We start from the raw sequence: 19,711 nt of genomic DNA, 5'->3' as shown, positions 1-19,711 counted from the left end.
GCACCGGCCCGCGCCCCCACTCGGCCGCCCAAGAGATTATCCTGATTGGGTGGCCGGGTGGGGGCGCGGGCGGGCATCGTCATCCTATCAAACGTCCAGGTTGGCGACGTTCAGCGCATTGTCCTGGATGAATTCGCGGCGCGGTTCGACCACGTCGCCCATCAGCTTGGTGAAGATTTCGTCGGCGACGTCGGCCTGTTCCACCTCGACGCGCAGCATCGAGCGATTGTCCGGGGCCAGCGTGGTTTCCCACAGCTGTTCCGCGTTCATTTCGCCCAGACCCTTGTAGCGCTGGATCGACAGGCCCTTGCGTCCGGCGGACAGGATCGCTTCCAGCAATTCGCTGGGCCGTGAGATGTTGACGCCCTTGGCCGACACGGCGGGCAATTCGTCCTCGCCCAGTTCGTCCTGCGCGGCGACGGCCTTGGCGGAGACCAGGCGGCTGCCTTTAGCATAGCTTTCCGCCTCTTCGCTGGCGGTGCCGTGCAGCTTGCGCGCTTCGGCCGAACCCAGGAAGCCATGTTCGATGACATGATGGTCGGTCACGCCGCGCCACAGCCGTTCGAAATGGAAGCCGCCGCCCTCGGCGATGCGGCCGGTCCACTTGCCCTCGGGATCATGCGAGGCGATCCAGGCGACGGCGGTTGCCAGCCGTTCGGCCAGCTGTGCTTCGGACAGTTCGGGATCGAGTGCGCCGGTCAGGCCCAGCGCCTCGATGATCGCCGGGTCGTAGCGACGCGGCACATAGCGCATCACCGCGCGCATGCGGCGGGCATGGTCGATCAGGCTGCGCAGATCGTCGCCGGTGCGGGCGCCGCCGGTGGTTTCCAGCGCCATCGTGTCGACGCCATTGTCGACCAGATATTGCTCCAGCGCCGCCTCGTCCTTCAGATAGACTTCGGACCGGCCACGGCTCGCCTTGTAGAGCGGCGGCTGGGCGATGAAGAGATGGCCCGCCTCGATGATCTGGGGCATCTGGCGATAGAAGAAGGTCAGCAGCAGCGTGCGGATATGCGCGCCGTCGACGTCGGCGTCGGTCATGATGACGATCTTGTGGTAGCGCAGCTTGTCCAGGTTGAAATCGTCGCGAATGCCGGTGCCCATCGCCTGGATCAGCGTGCCGACTTCCTTGGACGAGAGCATCTTGTCGAAGCGCGCGCGCTCGACGTTCAGGATCTTGCCCTTCAGCGGCAGGATCGCCTGGTTGTGGCGGTTGCGCCCCTGCTTGGCCGACCCGCCGGCCGAGTCACCCTCGACCAGGAAGAGTTCGGACTTGGCGGGATCGCGTTCCTGACAGTCGGCCAGCTTGCCGGGCAGCGATGCGATGTCCATCGCGCCCTTGCGGCGGGTCAGTTCGCGCGCGCGCTTGGCCGCCTCGCGCGCGGCGGCGGCGTCGATCACCTTCTGGACGATCATCTTGCCGTGGCCGGGATTTTCTTCCAGCCATTCGGCCATCTTGTCGGCCATCAGGCTTTCGAGCGGCTGGCGCACTTCGGAGCTGACCAGCTTGTCCTTGGTCTGCGACGAGAATTTGGGATCGGGCAGCTTGACCGAGACGATCGCGGTCAGGCCTTCGCGCATATCCTCACCGGTGAGGCTCACCTTCTCCTTCTTCAGCAGGCCGGTCTTTTCGGCATAGCTGTTCAAGGTCCGGGTCAGTGCCGCGCGGAATGCGGCCAGGTGCGTGCCGCCATCGCGCTGCGGGATGTTGTTGGTGAAGCAGAGGACGTTCTCATAATAAGAGTCGTTCCACTCCAGCGCGACGTCGATGGTGACGTCGTCGCGGGTGCCGGCGATCGCGATCGGATCGGGCATCAGCGCATTCTTGTTGCGGTCGAGATATTTGACGAAGGCCGCGATGCCGCCCTCATAATAAAGCTCGACTTCCTTCTTCTCCTCATGGCGCGCATCGACCAGGAACAGGCGCACGCCGCTGTTGAGGAAAGCCAGCTCGCGATAGCGATGCTCCAGCTTGTCGAAATCATATTCGGTCTGGTTCTTGAACGTGCCGCCATCGCCCGGCACCTTCTCGGTCGAGGCGAGGAAGGTCACGCGCGTGCCCTTCTTGCCCTCGGGCGCATCGCCGATGATCTTGAGCGGCGCGGTGGCATCGCCATAGGCGAAGCGCATCCAATGTTCCTTGCCGTCGCGCCAGATATTGAGGTCCAGCCATTCGGACAGGGCGTTCACCACGGATACGCCCACGCCGTGCAGGCCGCCCGATACCTTATAGGCATTGTCGTCCGACGTGTTCTCGAACTTGCCGCCCGCGTGCAGCTGGGTCATGATGACCTCGGCCGCCGACACGCCTTCTTCCTTGTGGATGCCGGTCGGGATGCCGCGGCCATTATCCTCGACGCTGACGCTGTTGTCGGGGTTGAGCGTGATGACGATCCGGTCGCAATGGCCGGCCAGCGCCTCGTCGATCGCATTGTCGCTGACCTCGAACACCATATGGTGCAGGCCCGACCCGTCGTCGGTGTCGCCGATATACATGCCGGGCCGCTTGCGCACGGCGTCGAGGCCTTTCAGCACCTTGATGCTGTCGGCGCCATATTCATTGCTGTTGGGGCTGTTCTGCTGTTCGTCGCTCATACCCAGCATATAGGGAATGGCGCCTCGAAACTAAAGCGAAACATGGCGGCTTCCACCCGGCTTTGGGGCGGTTTATCAGGCGCTCATGCGTGTTGTCCCGATCCTTGCCCTGATGCTGCTTTCCGCCTGCTCGCGCAGCAGCGAAGTAGCCGACGAATTGCCCAACAGCTCGCTGGCCGGCGCCCCGCGCGATGCGATGCCCGAAACCCGGATCGAGGCGACCCTGGCCCGGCCGGTGACGATCGGCGAGGATGGCCCCCGGCTCGATGCCTGCGGTGCGATGGGGCAGGCGACCCGTGTCGGGCCGCAGGGATTGAGCGTCCGGTCCGCCCCCTTTGCCGAGGCGAAGGCGCTGGCGCAGCTCGCCGAAGGCGCACGGGTGCATGTCTGCACCCGCAGCATCGACCAGAAATGGCTGGGCGTGGTGATCCCGCCGCCAGTGACCGAAGGCGCGGCACCGACCGATTGCGGCGTGCGCGAACCGGTCGACCGCAAGCAGGCCTATGCCGGCCCCTGCACCAGCGGCTGGGTCTCCAGCGCCTATGTCCGGCTGGTGGCCGGCTGATTACAGCCTGCCCAGATAATCCAGCTTGCCCAGCGGCACGCCGGCCTGGCGCAGCAGGGCATAGGCGGTCGTCAGATGGAAATAGAAATTGGGCAGCGAAAAGGTCAGCACATGGCTGCGCCCGGTGGAGGAAAATTCGCCGCGCGAAGTCTTGAGGATGACGGTCGCCTCCTCGCGCCCGTCGATCCTGTCGCGCGGCACCGATTCCAGGAAGGCGATGGTGCGGGCGATGCGATCCTGCAGGTCGGCGAACGTCTCCTCCGTGTCGGGCAGGGGGAAGGGCTCCAACTCGCCGATGCGGATGACCGCGCCCTTGGCGCTGTCGGTGGCAAGCTGCACCTGCGCGGTCAGCGGGCGCATATCCTCTATCAGGCGGGCGCCGGTCAGCGTGGCGGGATCGATCCCCTGTTCGGCGGCATAAACCGCACCCTTGTCGAGCAGGGTGGAGAGGACGCGCAGGCCGCGCAGGAAGGCGGGGACGGTCAGGTCGTAAAGTTCGGTCGCCACGTTGCGAGGTTTCCCTTCATTCGATGCCGGTGAAGACCAGCTTCTGCACGCGGCGGCCGGTATTCACTTCGGTCGCATAGATATTGCCGGCGCTGTCGGTATCAATGCTGTGCAGCCAGGTGAATTGCCCGGCCTGCCGCCCGATCCGGCCGAAGGCGCCAAGCACGGTGTGGGTCTTGCGCTCCAGCACCCAGATGCGGCCGTTCATCATGTCGGCGACATAGAGATAGGTCTGTTCCGGATCGGGCGAGAAGGCGATGTCGGTGACGGTGTGGGTGCCGCCGGTTTCCGGCGCGATCGCCAGGTCGCGCACGAAGGTCAGGCCGCCATCCTTCTCGCGCTTGAACAGTTGCGCGCGATTGTTGTTGCGGTCGCAGACATAGAGGTGGCCGTCCTTCGTCGGCACCACGCAATGGACGATACTGTTGAAGATGGCGGACTTGGGATCGGCAACCCGGCTAGGATCGACGGCATGGCTCTGGTCGAACGCGCCTTGCAGCACCGGGCCGCTCGGCGGCTTGCCATAGGCGCCCCAGCGGCCCTTGTAGCTGTTGGTCCGGTCGTCGAAGCCGATCACCCGGCGGTTCACATAGCCGTCGGATATCAGCACCATGCCGTCCGAATGATTGACGTCGGACGGGTTGCCGAGCTGATCGGTCGCATCATTGCCGCCGGTCTTGTCGCGCCGGCCGAAGCTGCGGATATATTTGCCCTCCGGCGTATAGTTCATGACGACATGGTCGCCCTTGCCATTGCCGCCGAACCAGACGCTGCCGGCCTTGTCGACGAAGATGCCGTGCAGGCTGGCGGGCCATTGGTTGACGCCGTCGACCGTGGGGGCACTGTCGGCGCCGCCCCAGCCGCCCAGATAGCGGCCATCCTGGGCGAAGCGCACCACCGGCGGGGCCGGCTTGCAGCAGACGGCGGTGGCGGGCGATTCGGCGAGGCCCGTGTCGGTCGCGGTCAGGCTGTGCGGGCGATGCACCACCCAGACCGAATCGTCCGGGCCGACCGCAACGCCGCTGACCTGGCCCAGCAGCAGGTCATCGGGCATGGCCGGCCACGCGGCATCGACCTTGAAGCGCGGTATCTTGGTGCCAGCGGGCGCGATCTGCTCGAAGGCGAGGGGGGCGAGTGCCTGTTCCGGCGGGGCGGCGGAGGCGGCAATGGCGAAGGGCAGGGCGAGGGCAGCGGCGAGGAAGGCGCGCATCGGCGGGGACTCCTTGATCGTCGGGAATGGCGGAGGCGGGATCATGCCCGACTGCCCGGTCCGGTCAAGGCCGGTCCGGTCGAGGAAGGTGCGACGCATTTTCAATGCAGAAAAGGACCGGCCGACGGGTTTCTGTCGGCCGGTCAGGGGGCAACTTATGCCGCGATCGCCGGGCGCTCGGGCGGCTTGATCGTGAAGAAGGGCAGGGGATGGTGGACGATCCAGCCGATCGTCGCGGCATAGACGATGGTGCCGATGCCGACTGTGCCGCCCAGCATCCAGCCGGTCGCCAGCACTACGATCTCGATGCCGGTGCGCACCCATTTGACCGGCCAGCCATTGCGGCGGCACAGGCCCGTCATCAATCCGTCGCGCGGACCCGGCCCCAGGCCGGCACCGATATAGGCGCCACCAGCAATGCCATTGAGCAGGATCCCCGCGCCCAGCCAGGCGGCGCGCATCGCATAGCCATCCGGCGTCGGCAGATAATGGAGGCTGATGTCCACCGCCGTGCCGATCACCACTATGTTGCAGACCGTGCCGATCCCCGGCCGCTGCCGCAATGGCCACCAGAGCAGCAGCACGACCGCGCCGACCAGGTTGACCGTCATGCCGAAGCTGAGGCCGAGCTTGGGCGCCAGTCCCTGATGCAGCACATCCCAGGGATCGAGCCCCAGATTGGCACGCAGCATCAACGCCATGGCAAAGCCGTAGAGCACAAGGCCCCAGAAGAGTTGGAAGAGGCGGCGGGTCATCATCATGGGCATCAGACCTAGCCAAATTGGCCTTTTACAAAAGGACCAATGGCGCGTAAGTGGCCTTCAAATCTCTCTGATTGGATTGATCGCCATGTCCACTTCCTTCCTTCGGCCTCCCTCGCTGCTGCGGTTGCTGGGTGCCTGGCGCGCCCAGGACAGTGCCGAGCCGGCCTATCGCCAATTGGCGCAGGCGCTGCGGATGCTGGTGCTGGACGGACGGATCGGCCTCAATGTCCGGTTGCCGGGCGAGCGGGAACTGGCCGCGGCGCTGGGGCTCAGCCGCACCACCATCGCCGCCGCCTTCGACCGGCTGCGCGACGAGGGCTATCTGGAAAGCCGGCAGGGGTCGGGCAGCGTCACGCGTCTGCCGCCCGGCCGGGTCGAGACGCCGACGCCAGACATCGATGGGGTGACCGGCGACAATCTGCTCAACTGGACCCATGCCGCGCTGCCGGCTGCGCCCGGCGTGGGCCTGGCCTATGCCCATGCGGTCGAGGCGCTGCCGGCCTATCTGGGCGATCTGGGCTATGATCCGCTGGGCTTGCCGGTGCTGCGCCGGGCGATCGCTGCCCATTATGAGCGGCGCGGCTGCCCGACCGATCCCGACCAGATCATGATCACCAATGGCGCGCAGCAGGGATTCTCGTTGCTGCTGCAATGGCTGGCGGGGCCGGGCGACCGGGCGGTGATCGACCATCCCACCTATCATAATGCGATCCAGGCGCTGCAGCGAGCCAATGTCGTGCCGGTGCCGGTTGGCCTGCCGGTCCATGGCTGGGATATCGACGCGATGGACGCGGCCTTCCGCCAGACCGCGCCGCGCTTCGCCTATATCATCGCCGATTTCCACAATCCCACCGGGCGCAGCATGGACCCGGCGACCCGCCGCGCGCTGGTTTCGGTGGCGATGCGGACGCACACCCCGCTGGTGATCGACGAGACGATGGTGGCGATGGGGCTGGATGGATCGCCACCGCCGCCGGTCGCCTGCCATGATCCGTCCGGTCGCCATGTCATCACTTTGGGGTCGGCCAGCAAGATTTTCTGGGGTGGGCTGCGCGTCGGCTGGATCCGCGCCGATCCGCAGACAGTGGCCGCGCTCGGCCGCATCCGCACGACGATGGACATGGCCAGTCCGGTGGTCGAGCAGATCGCCGTCGCCCAGCTGATGGACGCGGACGAGGGGCTGGGTCCGCGCGCGGCGATGCTGCGCGACCGGCGCGACCATCTGCTGGCGCAGCTGGAACAACATCTGCCGCACTGGCGGGTGGAATCGCCGGCCGGCGGCCTGTCGCTCTGGGCCGAACTGCCCCGCGCGGAGGCGAGCGCGCTCGCGGCGCTCGCCGGCAATCATGGCGTGCGCATTGCGGCGGGCCCGCGCTTCGGCGTCAATGGTGCGTTCGAACGCTTCCTGCGCCTGCCCTTCACCCTGCCGCAAGCGCAGCTCGACATGGGTGTCGCGCGGCTGGTGGAGGCTGACGCACGGCTCCACGCCCGTACCCCGCGCGGCCGCGATCCGCTGGCCCTCGCCCTGGAGGCCGACCGATTGATCTGACCCATAAGAAAAGGGCCGCGCGGAGATGTTCCGCGCGGCCCTTTTCAATCGGCTCTACCAAAAAAGGGCTTAGCCCTTCTTCTTCTCGGCCTGATAGCGTTCGATCGCTTCCAGCGTGATCTGGCGGGCATCTTCCGCGCCACCCCAGGTGCCGATGCGCACCCACTTGGTCTTTTCCAGATCCTTATAGTGGGTGAAGAAATGCTCGATCTGCTCCATCACGATGGTGGGCAGATCGTCCTTCTCGCCGACATTATTATAATAAGGGAAGGTCTTGTTGTCCGGCACGCAGACCAGCTTCTCGTCGCCGCCAGCTTCATCTTCCAGGTTCAGCACGGCGATCGGGCGCGCACGCACGACCGAGCCGGGCACGAAGGGCGAACGGGCGATGACCAGCGCGTCGAGCGGATCGCCATCGGGCGACAGGGTGTGCGGCACGAAGCCGTAATTCGCCGGATAGCGCATCGGCGTGTGCAGGATGCGATCGACGAACAGCGCGCCCGACGCCTTATCGAACTCGTACTTCACGGGTTCGCCGCCAACCGGCACCTCGATGATGACGTTCAGGCTGTTTGGCGGATCTTCGCCGACGGGGATCAGGTCAATATTCATGCATCTTCGCCTTTTACATGCGGTTGCTTGGAAATCTTCAGGTGCGCGGCTGCAGCAGCTTGTCGAGGCTGCCTTCGCCGGTGCCGGTCTTTTCGAGGTGCGGATAGCGCAGGCCATCCGAATAAGCGAGGGTCAGGGTGCGATAATATTTGTCCTGCTTTAGGATAAGCTGGATCGGCTTCTTCGCGTCCTTAGCCTCGGTCAGCGCCGTCTTGAATGCGTCGCTCGAATATTCATTGCCGTTCACCGCAATAATCTTCGATCCTACCGCAAGACCGGCCTTGAATGCTGCGCTGTTCCAGATCACCGCCGCGATATCGCCGTCATTCTTGACCGTCAGGCCCACGCCAAAGCTCTGGTCGACCGTCTTCTGCGCGCCTTCGGCTGCCTTTGTGATGGCATTGGGCGTATCGGTATAGACCAGCTTGTAGCCGCCCAGGGTGAAGCCGCCCTTGGGCGTTTCCGTGGTCGGGCTGTCGACATATTTGTGGAACAGGCCGGCCCAGTCATAGGGGGCGACGCCGTTCAGCGTGTCGATCACATCCTGGCGATTATAGACGACCTGGCCCCAGTCGCCCGGCTTGATGCCGAAAAAGGCCTTGGCGAAATCGTCGATGCCCTTGGCGCCTTTGGTCTGCTGGCGCAGGATGCCATCGACCTCCAGCCAGATCATCAGGCCTTCATTATAATAATCCTCCGACCGTTGCCAGTTGGCCCAGCCCTTGGGACGGCGGGCGGAGATGATCGGATCATTGGTGGTGTCCACCATCGGGCGCCATTCGCGGCCGCGCGTGGTGTCCAGCTTCGCTGCGATCTGGGCATAGGCGTCCAGCGTCTCCTGCTTGGAGAACATGCCCGAACGGGCGCCCAGCACATAGCCCCAGAACTGGGTCTGGCCTTCATAGACCCACAGAAGGCTGTCCTGCATCGGCACGTCGAAATTGGGCGTCCACAGCAGGTCGGGGCGGCGGAACTTGCCGTCCCAGCTATGGGTGAATTCATGCGGCAGCAGGTTGCGGTCGAGCAGTGCCTCGCCCGAATCCCACTTCTTGAAATAGCCCGGCTCGACCTGATTCTCGGACGAGCGATGATGTTCCAGGCCAATGCCGCCCATTTCGTCGGTGATCGACAGCAGGAAATCATAATGGTCGAAATGATAGGTGCCGAACGCGGCGCCGGCTTCGGCCACCAGCTTCTTGTGCTTGGCGATCTGGTCGGTGTTGAACACCAGTTCGTCGGCATCGTCGGCGACGATGTTCAGCGTGACGTTATGGCCCAGGTCCACCGCCTTGAAATGGGTGCCGGCAAAGACCGGCGAGTCCTGCAGCGCCTCATAGTCGATCACGTCATAGGCGATGGTGTCGCCGGTGCGCTTGCCGCGCAGCGCGGTCGCCGCCTGCCAGCCGGCGGGATAGGTGACATTGGCCTGCACCGGGATCTGGCGGGTATAATAGCCGGCCGGGTAGAGCGAGACATCTTCCCACTGGATATTCTGCATCTTGGGGGTCACGACGACGCGGCCCTGGTTGGTCGCGGTTGCCGACAGGAACTGGAACTGCGCCACGACCTGCTTGGTGCCGGCCGGCACGTCGATCTCGAACGCATAGACGTTGAGAGGATTGCGCTTCCAGCTGATCGGCTTGCCGTCGGCGGTGAAGGTCAGGCCGGTCAGCTTCTCGATCGGGCCGCGCGGGGCATGGTTGCCGGGCAGCCATTCGGGCATGAGCAGGGTCATCGGGCCGCTCGACGCGACCGGAATGGTTTCCTTCACGCGGAAGATGCGCTGCACCGTGTCGGTGGCGTCGACGTCAAGGCGGATCGTGCCGCCCGGATAGGGGACATCCTTGGGCATCGGCTTGGCGCTGTCGACGGGCAGGGCGGTCGGCTTGGAACGGATGACATCCTGCGCCAGCAACGGGCTGGCAATCGCGGTCGAAAGGCAAAGGGCGGCAGCAAGGCTCCGGATCATGACGGTCTCCAGAAAAGGAACGGGGGCCGGACGGCCCGTCTGTCCCAAGCATGGCGGGGCGAATCGCCCGCGTCCACCCCTTATGCCGCCATAAAAAGCGCGTTTCCTTGGGCCGCGATTATCGTTAAAGGCGCTGCCCCATGGCGAAGATCGAAACGCCGCGCCCGGTGCGCGGAACGCAGGACATGTTGGGCGGCACGGCGGAGGCGTTTCAGGAACGCTTCGCCCATGTCGTCGCCACCTTTGACCGGGTGCGCAAACTCTATGGATTCCAGCGGGTTGAAGTGCCCGTCTTTGAATCGACCGCGGTGTTCGCCCGTTCGCTGGGCGAAAGCACCGATGTCGTGTCGAAGGAAATGTACACGTTCGAGGATCGCGGCGGCGACAGCATCACCCTGCGCCCCGAATTCACCGCCGGCATTTCACGCGCCTATATTACCGAGGGCTGGCAGCAATATGCGCCGCTCAAGGTCGCGACCCATGGCCCGCTGTTCCGCTATGAGCGCCCGCAAAAGGGCCGCTTCCGTCAGTTCCACCAGCTCGACGCCGAAATCCTGGGCGCGGGCGAGCCGGCGGCCGATGTCGAGCTGCTGGTGCTGGCCGACCAGCTGCTGCGCGAGCTGGGCGTGTCGGAAGGCGTGACCTTGAACCTCAACACGCTCGGCGACGCGGAAAGCCGCGAAGCCTGGCGCGCCGCGCTGATCGCCCATTTCGAGGCGCATCGTGGCGAGCTGTCGGAAGAAAGCATCGACCGGCTGGCGAAGAATCCGCTGCGCATCCTCGACTCCAAGGATCCGCGCGATCGCCCGATCGCCGACAGCGCGCCGGACATCGACGCCTATCTGACCGACGAGGCGCGCAGCTTCTTCGACAAGGTGACCAGCGGCCTCGACGCCGCCGGTGTCGCCTGGGAACGCAATTCGCGGCTGGTGCGTGGCCTCGATTATTATCGCCACACCGCGTTCGAGTTCATTACCGACCGGCTCGGCGCACAGGGCACGGTGCTGGGCGGCGGTCGCTATGACGGCCTGATCGAAAATCTGGGCGGTCCGTCCACCCCGGCGGTTGGCTGGGCAGCGGGTATCGAGCGGCTGGCGATGCTGATCGACCAGCCGGCGATCGACAAGCCGCAGGTCGTGCTGATCCCGATGGGCGAGGCGGCCGAGGCGAAGGCGACTGGCATCATCGCCGATCTGCGCCGTGCCGGCATCGCCTGCGACATGGGCTATCGCGGCAATATGAAGAAGCGGATGCAGCGCGCCAACGCGTCGGGTGCTCGCTATGCGATCATCCTCGGCGATGACGAGCTGGCGCGGGGCGAAGTGGCCATCAAAGATCTTGAACAAGGATCACAAGCGACGGCTGCTCTCGCCGGCCTTACCGACGCCATGTGGGCGCAGGTGATGCGGAATGAGTTTCCAGATGCGGTAACGACGAACGCCGATGGTGTCGTTGTCCAAGAGCCGTTTCAGCTCTGATGCACATTTCCGCCGAACGCATCGCGCAGATCGAGGCGCGCCGGGACGAGGTGCAGGCGTCGATGACGCGCGCCGACCTCGCGCCCGATGCGTTCGTGAAACTGTCCAAGGAATATGCCGAGATCGAGCCGGTGGCGCGGGCCGCGCATGAAGTGCGCCGGCTGCGTCAGGAACTGCGCGCGCTCGAACAGATGGCCGGCGGCGAGGACAGCGATGCCGATCCGCTGATGCGCGAAATGGCGCAGGAGGAAATGCAGCTGCTCAAGGGGCAGTTGCCCGATGCCGAGCGCGCGCTGGCGCTGCAGCTGCTGCCCAAGGATTCGGCCGATGCCCGCCCGGCGATGCTGGAAATCCGCGCCGGCACCGGCGGGGATGAGGCGGCTTTGTTCGCCGGCGACCTGTTCCGCATGTATCAGCGCTATGCCGATACCCAGGGCTGGAAGATGGAGATGATCTCCGCCAACGCCTCGGAACAGGGCGGCTTCAAGGAAGTGGTCGCCAGCATCAACGGCACCGGCGTCTTCGCCAAGCTGAAGTTCGAGAGCGGCGTGCATCGCGTCCAGCGCGTGCCGGTCACCGAAAGCGGCGGCCGCATTCATACCTCGGCTGCGACCGTTGCGATCCTGCCCGAGCCGGAAGAAGTTGACGTCCAGATCGCCGACTCCGACCTCAAGATCGACATCTACCGCGCGTCGGGCGCTGGCGGCCAGCACGTCAACACCACCGATTCCGCCGTGCGCATCACCCATTTGCCGACCGGCATCGTCGTGACGCAGCAGGATGAGCGTTCGCAGCACAAGAACAAGGCCAAGGCGATGCAGGTGCTGCGCGCCCGCATCTATGAGGCGGAGCGGGAGCGCACCCAGAGCGAGCAGGCCGGCGCGCGCAAGGCGATGGTCGGATCGGGCGACCGGTCGGAGCGCATTCGCACCTATAATTTCCCGCAGGGGCGCGTGACCGATCATCGCATCAACCTGACCCTGCATCGCCTGCCCGAAATCCTGGAAGGGCCGGGTCTTGCCGAAGTGATCGACGCGCTGGTGGCCGAGGATGAGGCCGCGCGCCTCGCCCAGTTGGACGGAGTGGCGTGAGCGTCGCCGATGCGCTGCGCGACGCCACTGTCAGCTTAGCCGCGATCAGCGACACCCCCCGGCTCGACGCCGAACTGCTGATGGCCCATGCATTGGGCATCGGCCGCAATGACCTGCTGCTGCGCCAGCGCGACCTGTCTGTCCCTGACACTTTCGCTGTCCATATGCAGCAGCGGCTGGCCGGCGCGCCGATCGCCCATATCCTGGGTAGCCGCGATTTCTGGACGATCAGCTTGGCCGTCACGCCCGACGTATTGATCCCGCGCCCGGACAGCGAGACGCTGATCGAGGCGGCGGTCGATCATTTCCGCGATCGTGCGCCGACCACCATATTGGACCTTGGCACCGGATCGGGCGCGCTGCTGCTCGCCGCGCTCGACCAGTGGCCCGATGCGATGGGGCTGGGCATCGATGCCTCTGCCGCTGCGCTGGCGGTGGCGCAGGGCAATGCCGACCGGCTGGGCATGGGGAAGCGCGCGCGCTTCCAGTTGGGCGATTGGGCGGCCGGCGTGACCGGGCCGTTCGACCTGCTGCTGATCAACCCGCCCTATATCGCGACCGACGCGCCGCTCGCCGGTGACGTGCTGCATGATCCAGCCAGCGCATTGTTCGCCGGCGCCGACGGGCTGGACGATTATCGCCGCATCGCGCCGCAACTGCCCGCGCTGATCGCGCCGGGCGGCATGGCCGCGATCGAGATCGGCTATGATCAGGGGGAAAGCGTGTCGGCACTGCTGCGGGCACAGGGGCTGGGCGTATCGCTGCGTCGTGACCTTGCGGGGCATGATCGCTGCCTCGTCGCCACGCCGGGCGAATAAGAAGGCGGGATTTCACGCCACCACAGCGAAAATTGCTTGGTTTATCGCGTGAATGCCATTACATCGGGATCAGGAAAACCGCCATTCCGGCGACATGGCCTTATCAGGCCATTGATGGATAAGGCATTTTCCTGCTCCTGAAAGTCAAGATGGCGCTGCTGCGCAAGCGCCTCTGGTGGCTGAGGGCGTGATCCGCACCGGATCATGTCTGGCGGAGCCACATCCGGCCCCACGGAAGGGGCGGTGCTTGGGGATAGCAGCTGAACAGTGTTTTCAGTGAATATTATCATAGCGAACGCAAGGATCATGTCTTGATCAACAACCGGCAGGCCGGTCGCCGCAATCGCGGCCGGAATAATAACAACAACGGTCGTCCCAATGGCGGTAACCGGGGTGGTGGCGACAACGGCAACCGTATCGACAACCGCGCCCGCGGCAATGCGGCCCAGCTTCTTGAGAAATACAAGAATATGGCGCGCGATGCCCAGATGGCCGGCGACCGTGTGAACGCCGAATATTATCTGCAGTTCGCCGATCATTATTTCCGCGTGCTGGCCGACAATCGTTCGCGCCAGGAGGAGCAGCAGCAGCGCTTCCGCCGGAATGACGAGAATTTCGACGATGAGAGCGAAGAGTTCGAGGGCAATGAGGACGGCGCCGAAGAGGGCCGCACCGAACAGCCCGAGCGCGCCGAACGCGATTATGACCGTCGCGAACCGCGCGGCGAGCGCCAGGATCGCGGTGACCGCAATGATCGTGGCGATCGGGGCGACCGCAACCGTCGCGATCGCAACCGCCGCGACCGCCCCGTCGCCGAGGAAGGCGCCGAGCAGCAGCCGGTGGCAGCCGAACAGCCCGCAGAACTCGCAGCCGAACCGGCCGCCGAAGCGCCCAAGCCGCGTCGCGGTCGTCCGCGCAAGGCCGATGCTGCGCCGACCGAAGCGAATGAAGGCCTGGATGTCAGCATCCTGCCCCCCTCGATCGCCCGCGCCGATAATGACAGCGACACGGACGTGACCGAGGAAGCGCCCCGCAAGCGCACCCGTCGCGCCCGTCCGGCGACCGAAGCCGCCGAATAAGCGCGGCTTTCGGGCAAACCCAAAAACAAAAAGGGCGGTGCCATCCCGGCGCCGCCCTTTTTATTTGCAAATATAGCCGCTTGGGGCAGAAGATCGTTGCATAAGGGGAGTGCGACCTGATGACGACTGTCCGCCTGTTGACCGGTCTGGCGCTGATGCTGCCGGCCGCCGCCTTTGCCCAGACCGCTGCTGTCGATCCCACCGGCGCCACGGCGCAGGGCGATGTCGCCGTCACCATCTATAATGGCGGTCCGTCGCTGGTGCAGGATGACCGGCAGTTGAGCGTCAATGCCGGCCGCAACCGCATCGAATTTCCCGACGTGTCCGCCCGCATCCGGCCCGAGACGGTCAATCTCTCCGGCCCCGGCTTCTCGATCGTCGAGCAGAATTTCGATTTCGACCTGCTCTCGCCCGACAAGCTGATGGACAAGGCGGTGGGGCAGGAGGTGACCCTGGTCCGCACCAATCCCGCGACCGGCGCCGAGACGCGCGAGCGCGCCAAGATATTGGCGGCCAATGGCGGCATCGTCATGCAGATCGGTTCGCGGATCGAGGTGCTGCGCGACGATGGCCTGCCGGTGCGGGTGATCTTCGACCGGGTGCCGCCCAACCTGCGCGCCCGCCCGACCCTGTCGGTGACGATCGAGGCCGCGCGCGGCGGTACCGTGCCGGCCCGGTTATCCTATCTGACGCCCAATCTCGGCTGGACCGCCGATTATGTCGCGCTGTTCGACGCGGCCAAGGGCGCGATGGACATGCAGGGCTGGGTGACGCTCACCAACAATACGGGCACGAGCTTCACCAATGCGAAGACCATTCTGGTCGCCGGCAATCCGGCCAATGGTGGCGGAAGGCATAACTGGTGGCAGTCGTCTAGCGGCGCGATCGACCAGGCCGGCACCGAAAGCGGCCCGCGCGAGCGGCTGGGCGACTATTACCTCTATCCGCTGGCTGATCGCACGACCATCGCCAATGCCCAGCAGAAGCAGGTCAGCTTCCTCGACGTGAAGGGCGCCCCGGCGCGGGCCACCTATGAATATCTCAATAGCTGGATGGGCAGTTCGACCGAGCCGATGAGCGCGTCGAGCGTGCTCAAATTCTCGACCTCGAAACAGGGCGGCCTCGGCGATCAGCTGCCGGCCGGCACGATCCGCGTTTATATGCGCGACGCGCGCGGTGATCCGCAGTTCATCGGTGAGAACAGCATCGACCATACGCCGATGGGATCGTTGATGGCGCTGCGCACCGGCGAGGCATTCGACGTCAAGGTGCGCCCGACCGTCGAGCAGCGCACGAAGAAGGGCAGCCAGCGCTGGGAAACGCGGATGCGCTACACGCTCACCAATGCCCGGCCCGAAGCGGTGACGGTCGACCTGGCCCAGCAGGGGCTATGGGGCGACACCCGCGTTACCGCACAAAGCCTGGAAGGCAGGCGCGTCTCTGCCGACCGGATGGAATGGAGCGTGCCGGTGCCGGCCAATGGCTCGGTCGATCTCAGCGTCACCTTCGATTCGCGCTACTGACCGGGCCGGCGCCGTGCTGCTGCGCGTCCTTGTTCTTCTTATGCTCTGCCTCGGCATCGCGCCGGCGCGGGCGGGGACGGTGGTCTCCGCCAAGGCCGATTCGGTTTCGGTCACCGTCTATCGCCAGCCTGGCCGCACCAAGGGGGCGATCGATCCCAAATGGCCCGGCGGCTATGCGCTGATCAACGAAACCCGCAGCATCGACCTGCCACAGGGCGAATCGGTTGTCCGGTTCGAGGGGGTGGCCGAGGGATTGATGCCCGAAACCGCGATCCTCTCCGGCATGCCGCAGGGCGTGCGCGAGAAGAATCGCGATGCCCGGCTGCTCTCGCCGGCCGGTCTGGTCGACGCCTATCTCAAGCGTAGCGTCACCCTGCGCCGCACCGATCGCAAGACCGGCAAGGTCAGCGAGCAGGACGCGCTCATCAGCGCCGGGCCGATGGGCGGCGTCATCGTCCAGACGGCGCAGGGCTATGAGGCGCTGGGGTGCAGCGGCCTGCCCGAACGCATGCTCTATCCGCGCGTGCCGACCGACCTGTCGTCGCGTCCGACGCTATCGGTGATCGCCACCAGCGCCCGGCCGACCCGCGTCACGCTGCAACTTACCTATCTGGCCGAGGGTTTCGACTGGGCCGCCAATTATGTCGCCGACATGCAGGATGATGGCCGCCATCTCGATCTCATGGCCTGGCTGACCGTGGCCAATGGCGGCGTCACCGGCTTTGCCGACGCCCGGCTCAGCGTCATCGCCGGCCAGCCCAACAAACAGGGCCGTAAGGTGCAACCACGTCCGACCGGCGGTCCGTTGTCGTTGCGCTGCTGGCAGATGGACATCACCAGCACCCATCCGCAGTGGGAGCTGTTCCCGATCGACATGCCGCAGGCCGAGGCGATGATGGATTCGGCGCAGGAGATCGTGCTGACCGCGCGTCGCGTTCCCGCGCCTATGATGGCCGCGCCGCCACCCCCGCCGCCGCCTCCACCTCCTCCACCGCCGGAGGATGTCGGCGACCTCAAACTCTATCGCGTCCCGATGACCGTCGACGTTGCGGCCAGGGGACAGAAGCAGGTGGCGTTGCTGCGCCAGCCCGATGTGCTGGTCGAGCGCCTCTATGCCGCGACCCTCGACTATCGCGACGGCAATGGCGGGTCACGGCCGATGACGCTGCGTCTGCGGCTTCAGAACCGCAAGGCCGACGGTCTGGGACTCGCCATGCCTTCGGGCCGGGTCGCTCTGTTCGAGACGATCGACGGCCAGCGCCTGCTCGCGGGCGAAACCGATATTGGCGACAAGGCGGAAGGCGAACGGGTCGATTATGATATCGCTCAGAGCGCCGATGTCCGCATCATGGCGGTCATCGGCGGCCATTCGACCAAGGCGCGGCGCTGGACGCTGACCCTCACCAATGCGCGGCCGTTTGATGCGACGGCGGAAATCCTCATTCCCCACGACATCGCGCCGCGTCCGACGCAGATGGAGCGCCGCGGCAATAGCTGGGTGTGGCGCGCCATCATCCCGGCCAACGGGCAGGTCAGCTATAGCTACGACCAGAAGCTGCGCTGAGCTTCAGTCGCCGGGAATGGGGCGGGGCCGGTGGGTCTCATCCAGTGCGACGAAGGTGAAGACGCCGCTGGTCAGCGCCACCGTTTCCGCGCCGCCACCGCGAGTCGCCACCACGTCGATGCGGATCGCGACCGATGTGCGGCCGCGCTTCTCTTCCTGCGCATAGACCGACACCAGGTCGCCCATCAGGATCGGCGAGATGAACTTCATGCTCTCGATCGCGACCGTCGCCACCGCGCCCTGGGCGATTCGCCCCGCGACGATGCCGCCGGCAATATCCATCTGGCTCAGCACCCAGCCGCCAAAGATATGGCCATTGCTGTTGATGTCGGCCGGGCGCGGCACGACCCGCAATATCACTTCGCGATGGGGATCAATCGTCAAGCGGCACCTCGTCCTTCAGCCGGTCCATTACCTGGTCGTCATGCCCCGTCCCGGCGGAGAGGAAGACGAGCGCCATCAAGCCCGTTCCCAGCATGAAGGTCAACCAGACGCCCAATATGGTGGCGATGATCATGTGAACCGGCATCGGCCCGGTCCATAGCCGCAGGAACAGCAAGGCCGCGCCGACGCATAATGCGCCGATCAGCGCCATCCAGAGCATGATCCGGCGGAATCTCGACCAGGCGATTGCCGCGATCCGGGGATCGTCCAGGCCCTTTTTCTCTGTCATTCTCTTGCTCTCCTCCCTTTTCTTTGCGCCGCGAAAGTGGGATCATCAAGCGCAGAGACAGTAAGTCCACAAAAGGAGAGCGGCCATGACCATCGCGGCAATCTTGCAGGGCAAGGGGCGCGACGTCGTCCAGGTCCAGTCGACCGACAGCGTATTGTCGGTGGTGACCCTGCTGGCGGATCGGCGCATCGGCTGCGTGCCGGTGGTCGATGGCGGTCAGGTGGTCGGCATCTTTTCCGAACGCGACGTCGTCTATCGTCTGGCCCAGCAAGGGGCAGAGGCGTTGAACCACACGGTCGCCGATGTGATGACCCGGCCCGCGATCACCATCGACGACCAGATGCCGGTGATCCACGCTTTGTCGCTGATGACCAAGCGGCGCATCCGCCATTTGCCGGTGGTGAAGGGCAGCGACCTGATCGGTCTGGTCTCGATCGGCGATCTGGTGAAGTTCCGCATCGACAATATCGAATCGGAAGCCGCCGCCCTGCGCGACTATATCCAGACCGCCTGAGGAAGGTCGGGCGTCCGCCGGTCCGTCAGGCGGGCGCCTGCACCGGCGGCGCGCGGCGCACGATCAGGCGCACCAGCTCCATCAGCGTGCCGCGCGCGCACAGCATCAGCGCCGCTAGGAAGGCGATGCCGCCGGCCGGCACCAGGATCGCCAACCGGATCGGCGCGGCGAGCGGCGGCAGCAGGCGGTCGATCACCAGCACCACGCCAGCCATCAGGATGGCACAGCCCAGCCCCGGCGCGGCGGCACGGATCAGGTCGATTGCGCGCAGCCCCATCGGTCCGCCGGCGAGCCTTGCGGTGACGATGGTCAGGATCGGGAAGGCGCCCAGCCATGCCCAGGCCAGGCCGATCGCCCCCCATTGGATACCGATCAGAAAAGCGCTCGCCATCAATATCGCCCCGATCGCGGCGATTCGGGCGGTGGTGCCGGGCCGGCCCAGTGCATTGCTGACCGGCGCGAACATCACCTGCAGCGTCATGAACGGCATGGCGAGCGCCAGGATCGAGACAAACGGCGCCATCTCCAGCCATTTCTGGCCGAACAATGTCTCGACCAGCGGTTCTGCGGTGACGGCCATGCCCAGATAGATGGGGCAGGAAATCAGCATCAGCAGCCGCACCGCCTTGCAGAAGGACCAGGCCACCCGCGACACATCCTTCTGCATGCGGGCATAGGCAGGGAAGGCGACCTCGTTCAGCGGCGGGATGAACTTGCTGACGAAGATCTGGGTCAGGAACAGCGCTTCGGCATAAAGGCCGAGCTGATGCGGCGTGAGCACGCGGCCGCCGATGAAGATGTCGCTCTGGCTCTGGATGATCCAGAAGAGCTGGCTGCCCAGCAGCGACGCGCCATAGAGGATCATCGCCCGTGTGCCGCTGAAATCGAAACTGGGAATCGGGCGAAAGCCGGTGACCAGCATATAGCCCAGTGCCTTCACCCAGAATCCGGTCATCGGCGCGAACACCAGGGTCCATACGCCCCAGCCCGACAGCGCGCCGACCAGCGCCATGGCGGCCGACGCGATGGCGGCGATCAGGTTGATGAAGGCGGGGCGTCGAAAATCGAGCGCGCGGGCGGTGATCGCCTCGGGAATCGCGATGAAGGGGGTGGAGAGATAGAGCAGTGCCTGCACCCGCAGCAGCTGCGCCACCATCGGCTGGTCATAATAGTCGGCGGCCAGCGGCGCGATCGCCAGCT

18 protein-coding genes (1 of these 18 only partly in view) are annotated in these 19,711 nt (G+C 65.4%); 9 read left to right on the top strand and 9 right to left on the bottom strand.

Annotated elements, in window-relative coordinates; genetic code table 11:
- Window positions 1–87 precede the first annotated feature (87 nt).
- On the bottom strand, window positions 88–2,595 hold the full coding sequence (gene gyrB / locus HH800_RS20770) for a DNA topoisomerase (ATP-hydrolyzing) subunit B (RefSeq protein WP_169862187.1): 2,508 nt from the start codon (window positions 2,593–2,595) through the stop codon (window positions 88–90).
- A gap of 85 nt (window positions 2,596–2,680) precedes the next feature.
- Between gyrB and HH800_RS20765 the strand changes: the two genes are divergently transcribed.
- A complete protein-coding gene (locus HH800_RS20765) occupies window positions 2,681–3,160 on the top strand; it encodes a hypothetical protein (RefSeq protein WP_169862186.1) in 480 nt (159 codons plus the stop codon).
- On the opposite strand, the gene HH800_RS20760 is transcribed toward HH800_RS20765, so the two are convergent.
- The 3 genes from HH800_RS20760 to HH800_RS20750 all read right to left on the bottom strand — a co-directional run bounded on the left by HH800_RS20760 (window position 3,161) and on the right by HH800_RS20750 (window position 5,638).
- A complete protein-coding gene (locus HH800_RS20760) occupies window positions 3,161–3,667 on the bottom strand; it encodes a DUF1993 domain-containing protein (protein WP_169862184.1) in 507 nt (168 codons plus the stop codon). It lies immediately after the preceding gene.
- A gap of 16 nt (window positions 3,668–3,683) precedes the next feature.
- A complete protein-coding gene (locus tag HH800_RS20755) occupies window positions 3,684–4,877 on the bottom strand; it encodes a hypothetical protein (RefSeq protein ID WP_169863385.1) in 1,194 nt (397 codons plus the stop codon).
- Between the two features lie 155 nt (window positions 4,878–5,032).
- Window positions 5,033–5,638 carry a YczE/YyaS/YitT family protein gene (locus HH800_RS20750; protein WP_169862182.1) on the bottom strand — a complete coding sequence of 202 codons (606 nt, stop codon included), beginning with the start codon at window positions 5,636–5,638 and terminating at the stop codon, window positions 5,033–5,035.
- Window positions 5,639–5,726: 88 nt separating this feature from the next.
- Here HH800_RS20750 and HH800_RS20745 point away from each other — a divergent pair, with 88 nt between their 5' ends.
- A complete protein-coding gene (locus tag HH800_RS20745; RefSeq protein WP_169862180.1) occupies window positions 5,727–7,190 on the top strand; it encodes a PLP-dependent aminotransferase family protein in 1,464 nt (487 codons plus the stop codon).
- A gap of 69 nt (window positions 7,191–7,259) precedes the next feature.
- Here HH800_RS20745 and ppa read toward each other — a convergent pair whose 3' ends face one another.
- Window positions 7,260–7,802 carry an inorganic diphosphatase gene (gene ppa / locus HH800_RS20740; RefSeq protein WP_169862178.1) on the bottom strand — a complete coding sequence of 181 codons (543 nt, stop codon included), beginning with the start codon at window positions 7,800–7,802 and terminating at the stop codon, window positions 7,260–7,262.
- Between the two features lie 37 nt (window positions 7,803–7,839).
- Window positions 7,840–9,771, bottom strand: a complete 1,932-nt coding sequence (locus HH800_RS20735) for a M61 family metallopeptidase (protein ID WP_169862176.1) — start codon at window positions 9,769–9,771, stop codon at window positions 7,840–7,842.
- A gap of 140 nt (window positions 9,772–9,911) precedes the next feature.
- Between HH800_RS20735 and hisS the strand changes: the two genes are divergently transcribed.
- The 6 genes from hisS to HH800_RS20705 all read left to right on the top strand — a co-directional run bounded on the left by hisS (window position 9,912) and on the right by HH800_RS20705 (window position 17,324).
- Complete coding sequence (gene hisS / locus HH800_RS20730; RefSeq protein WP_235654614.1) at window positions 9,912–11,249, top strand: histidine--tRNA ligase; 1,338 nt, start codon at window positions 9,912–9,914, stop codon at window positions 11,247–11,249.
- The gene (gene prfA, locus HH800_RS20725) at window positions 11,249–12,340 is read left to right on the top strand and encodes a peptide chain release factor 1 (RefSeq protein ID WP_017499489.1); all 1,092 of its coding nucleotides are present in this window, start codon (window positions 11,249–11,251) and stop codon (window positions 12,338–12,340) included. Before hisS ends, prfA begins: the two co-directional genes overlap by 1 nt.
- Window positions 12,337–13,158, top strand: coding sequence for a peptide chain release factor N(5)-glutamine methyltransferase (gene prmC / locus HH800_RS20720; protein WP_169862174.1), 822 nt, complete (start codon window positions 12,337–12,339; stop codon window positions 13,156–13,158). Before prfA ends, prmC begins: the two co-directional genes overlap by 4 nt.
- A gap of 311 nt (window positions 13,159–13,469) precedes the next feature.
- Window positions 13,470–14,237 (top strand): DUF4167 domain-containing protein, encoded by a 768-nt coding sequence (locus tag HH800_RS20715; RefSeq protein WP_010335730.1) that lies wholly within the window; start codon window positions 13,470–13,472, stop codon window positions 14,235–14,237.
- Between the two features lie 119 nt (window positions 14,238–14,356).
- Window positions 14,357–15,760 (top strand): DUF4139 domain-containing protein, encoded by a 1,404-nt coding sequence (locus HH800_RS20710; RefSeq protein WP_169862173.1) that lies wholly within the window; start codon window positions 14,357–14,359, stop codon window positions 15,758–15,760.
- Window positions 15,761–15,773: 13 nt separating this feature from the next.
- Window positions 15,774–17,324 carry a DUF4139 domain-containing protein gene (locus HH800_RS20705; protein WP_169862171.1) on the top strand — a complete coding sequence of 517 codons (1,551 nt, stop codon included), beginning with the start codon at window positions 15,774–15,776 and terminating at the stop codon, window positions 17,322–17,324.
- Window positions 17,325–17,327: 3 nt separating this feature from the next.
- Here HH800_RS20705 and HH800_RS20700 read toward each other — a convergent pair whose 3' ends face one another.
- Together HH800_RS20700 and HH800_RS20695 are read right to left on the bottom strand one after the other, a co-directional pair.
- Complete coding sequence (locus HH800_RS20700) at window positions 17,328–17,708, bottom strand: acyl-CoA thioesterase (protein ID WP_004209127.1); 381 nt, start codon at window positions 17,706–17,708, stop codon at window positions 17,328–17,330.
- Window positions 17,698–17,997, bottom strand: a complete 300-nt coding sequence (locus tag HH800_RS20695; RefSeq protein WP_004209126.1) for a hypothetical protein — start codon at window positions 17,995–17,997, stop codon at window positions 17,698–17,700. The genes HH800_RS20700 and HH800_RS20695 overlap by 11 nt, the downstream gene beginning before the upstream one ends.
- An 85-nt stretch (window positions 17,998–18,082) precedes the next feature.
- On the opposite strand from HH800_RS20695, the gene HH800_RS20690 reads away from it, so the two are divergent.
- Window positions 18,083–18,511: a CBS domain-containing protein gene (locus HH800_RS20690; protein ID WP_004209125.1), complete on the top strand. Its 429-nt coding sequence runs from the start codon at window positions 18,083–18,085 to the stop codon at window positions 18,509–18,511.
- A 25-nt stretch (window positions 18,512–18,536) separates the two neighbouring features.
- Here HH800_RS20690 and HH800_RS20685 read toward each other — a convergent pair whose 3' ends face one another.
- Window positions 18,537–19,711, bottom strand: partial view of a lipopolysaccharide biosynthesis protein gene (locus HH800_RS20685; protein WP_037508799.1) — the 3' portion only. The gene runs 313 nt beyond the window's last position; 1,175 of the gene's 1,488 nt are visible here — the last part of the coding sequence; the start codon falls outside the window, past its right edge — the gene reads right to left on this strand; its stop codon occupies window positions 18,537–18,539.

It is taken from the genome of Sphingobium yanoikuyae, assembly GCF_013001025.1.
GTDB lineage: Bacteria > Pseudomonadota > Alphaproteobacteria > Sphingomonadales > Sphingomonadaceae > Sphingobium > Sphingobium yanoikuyae_A.
The sequence above is the reverse complement of the archived record's forward strand: the minus strand, read 5'-3'. Positions and strand labels throughout refer to the sequence as shown.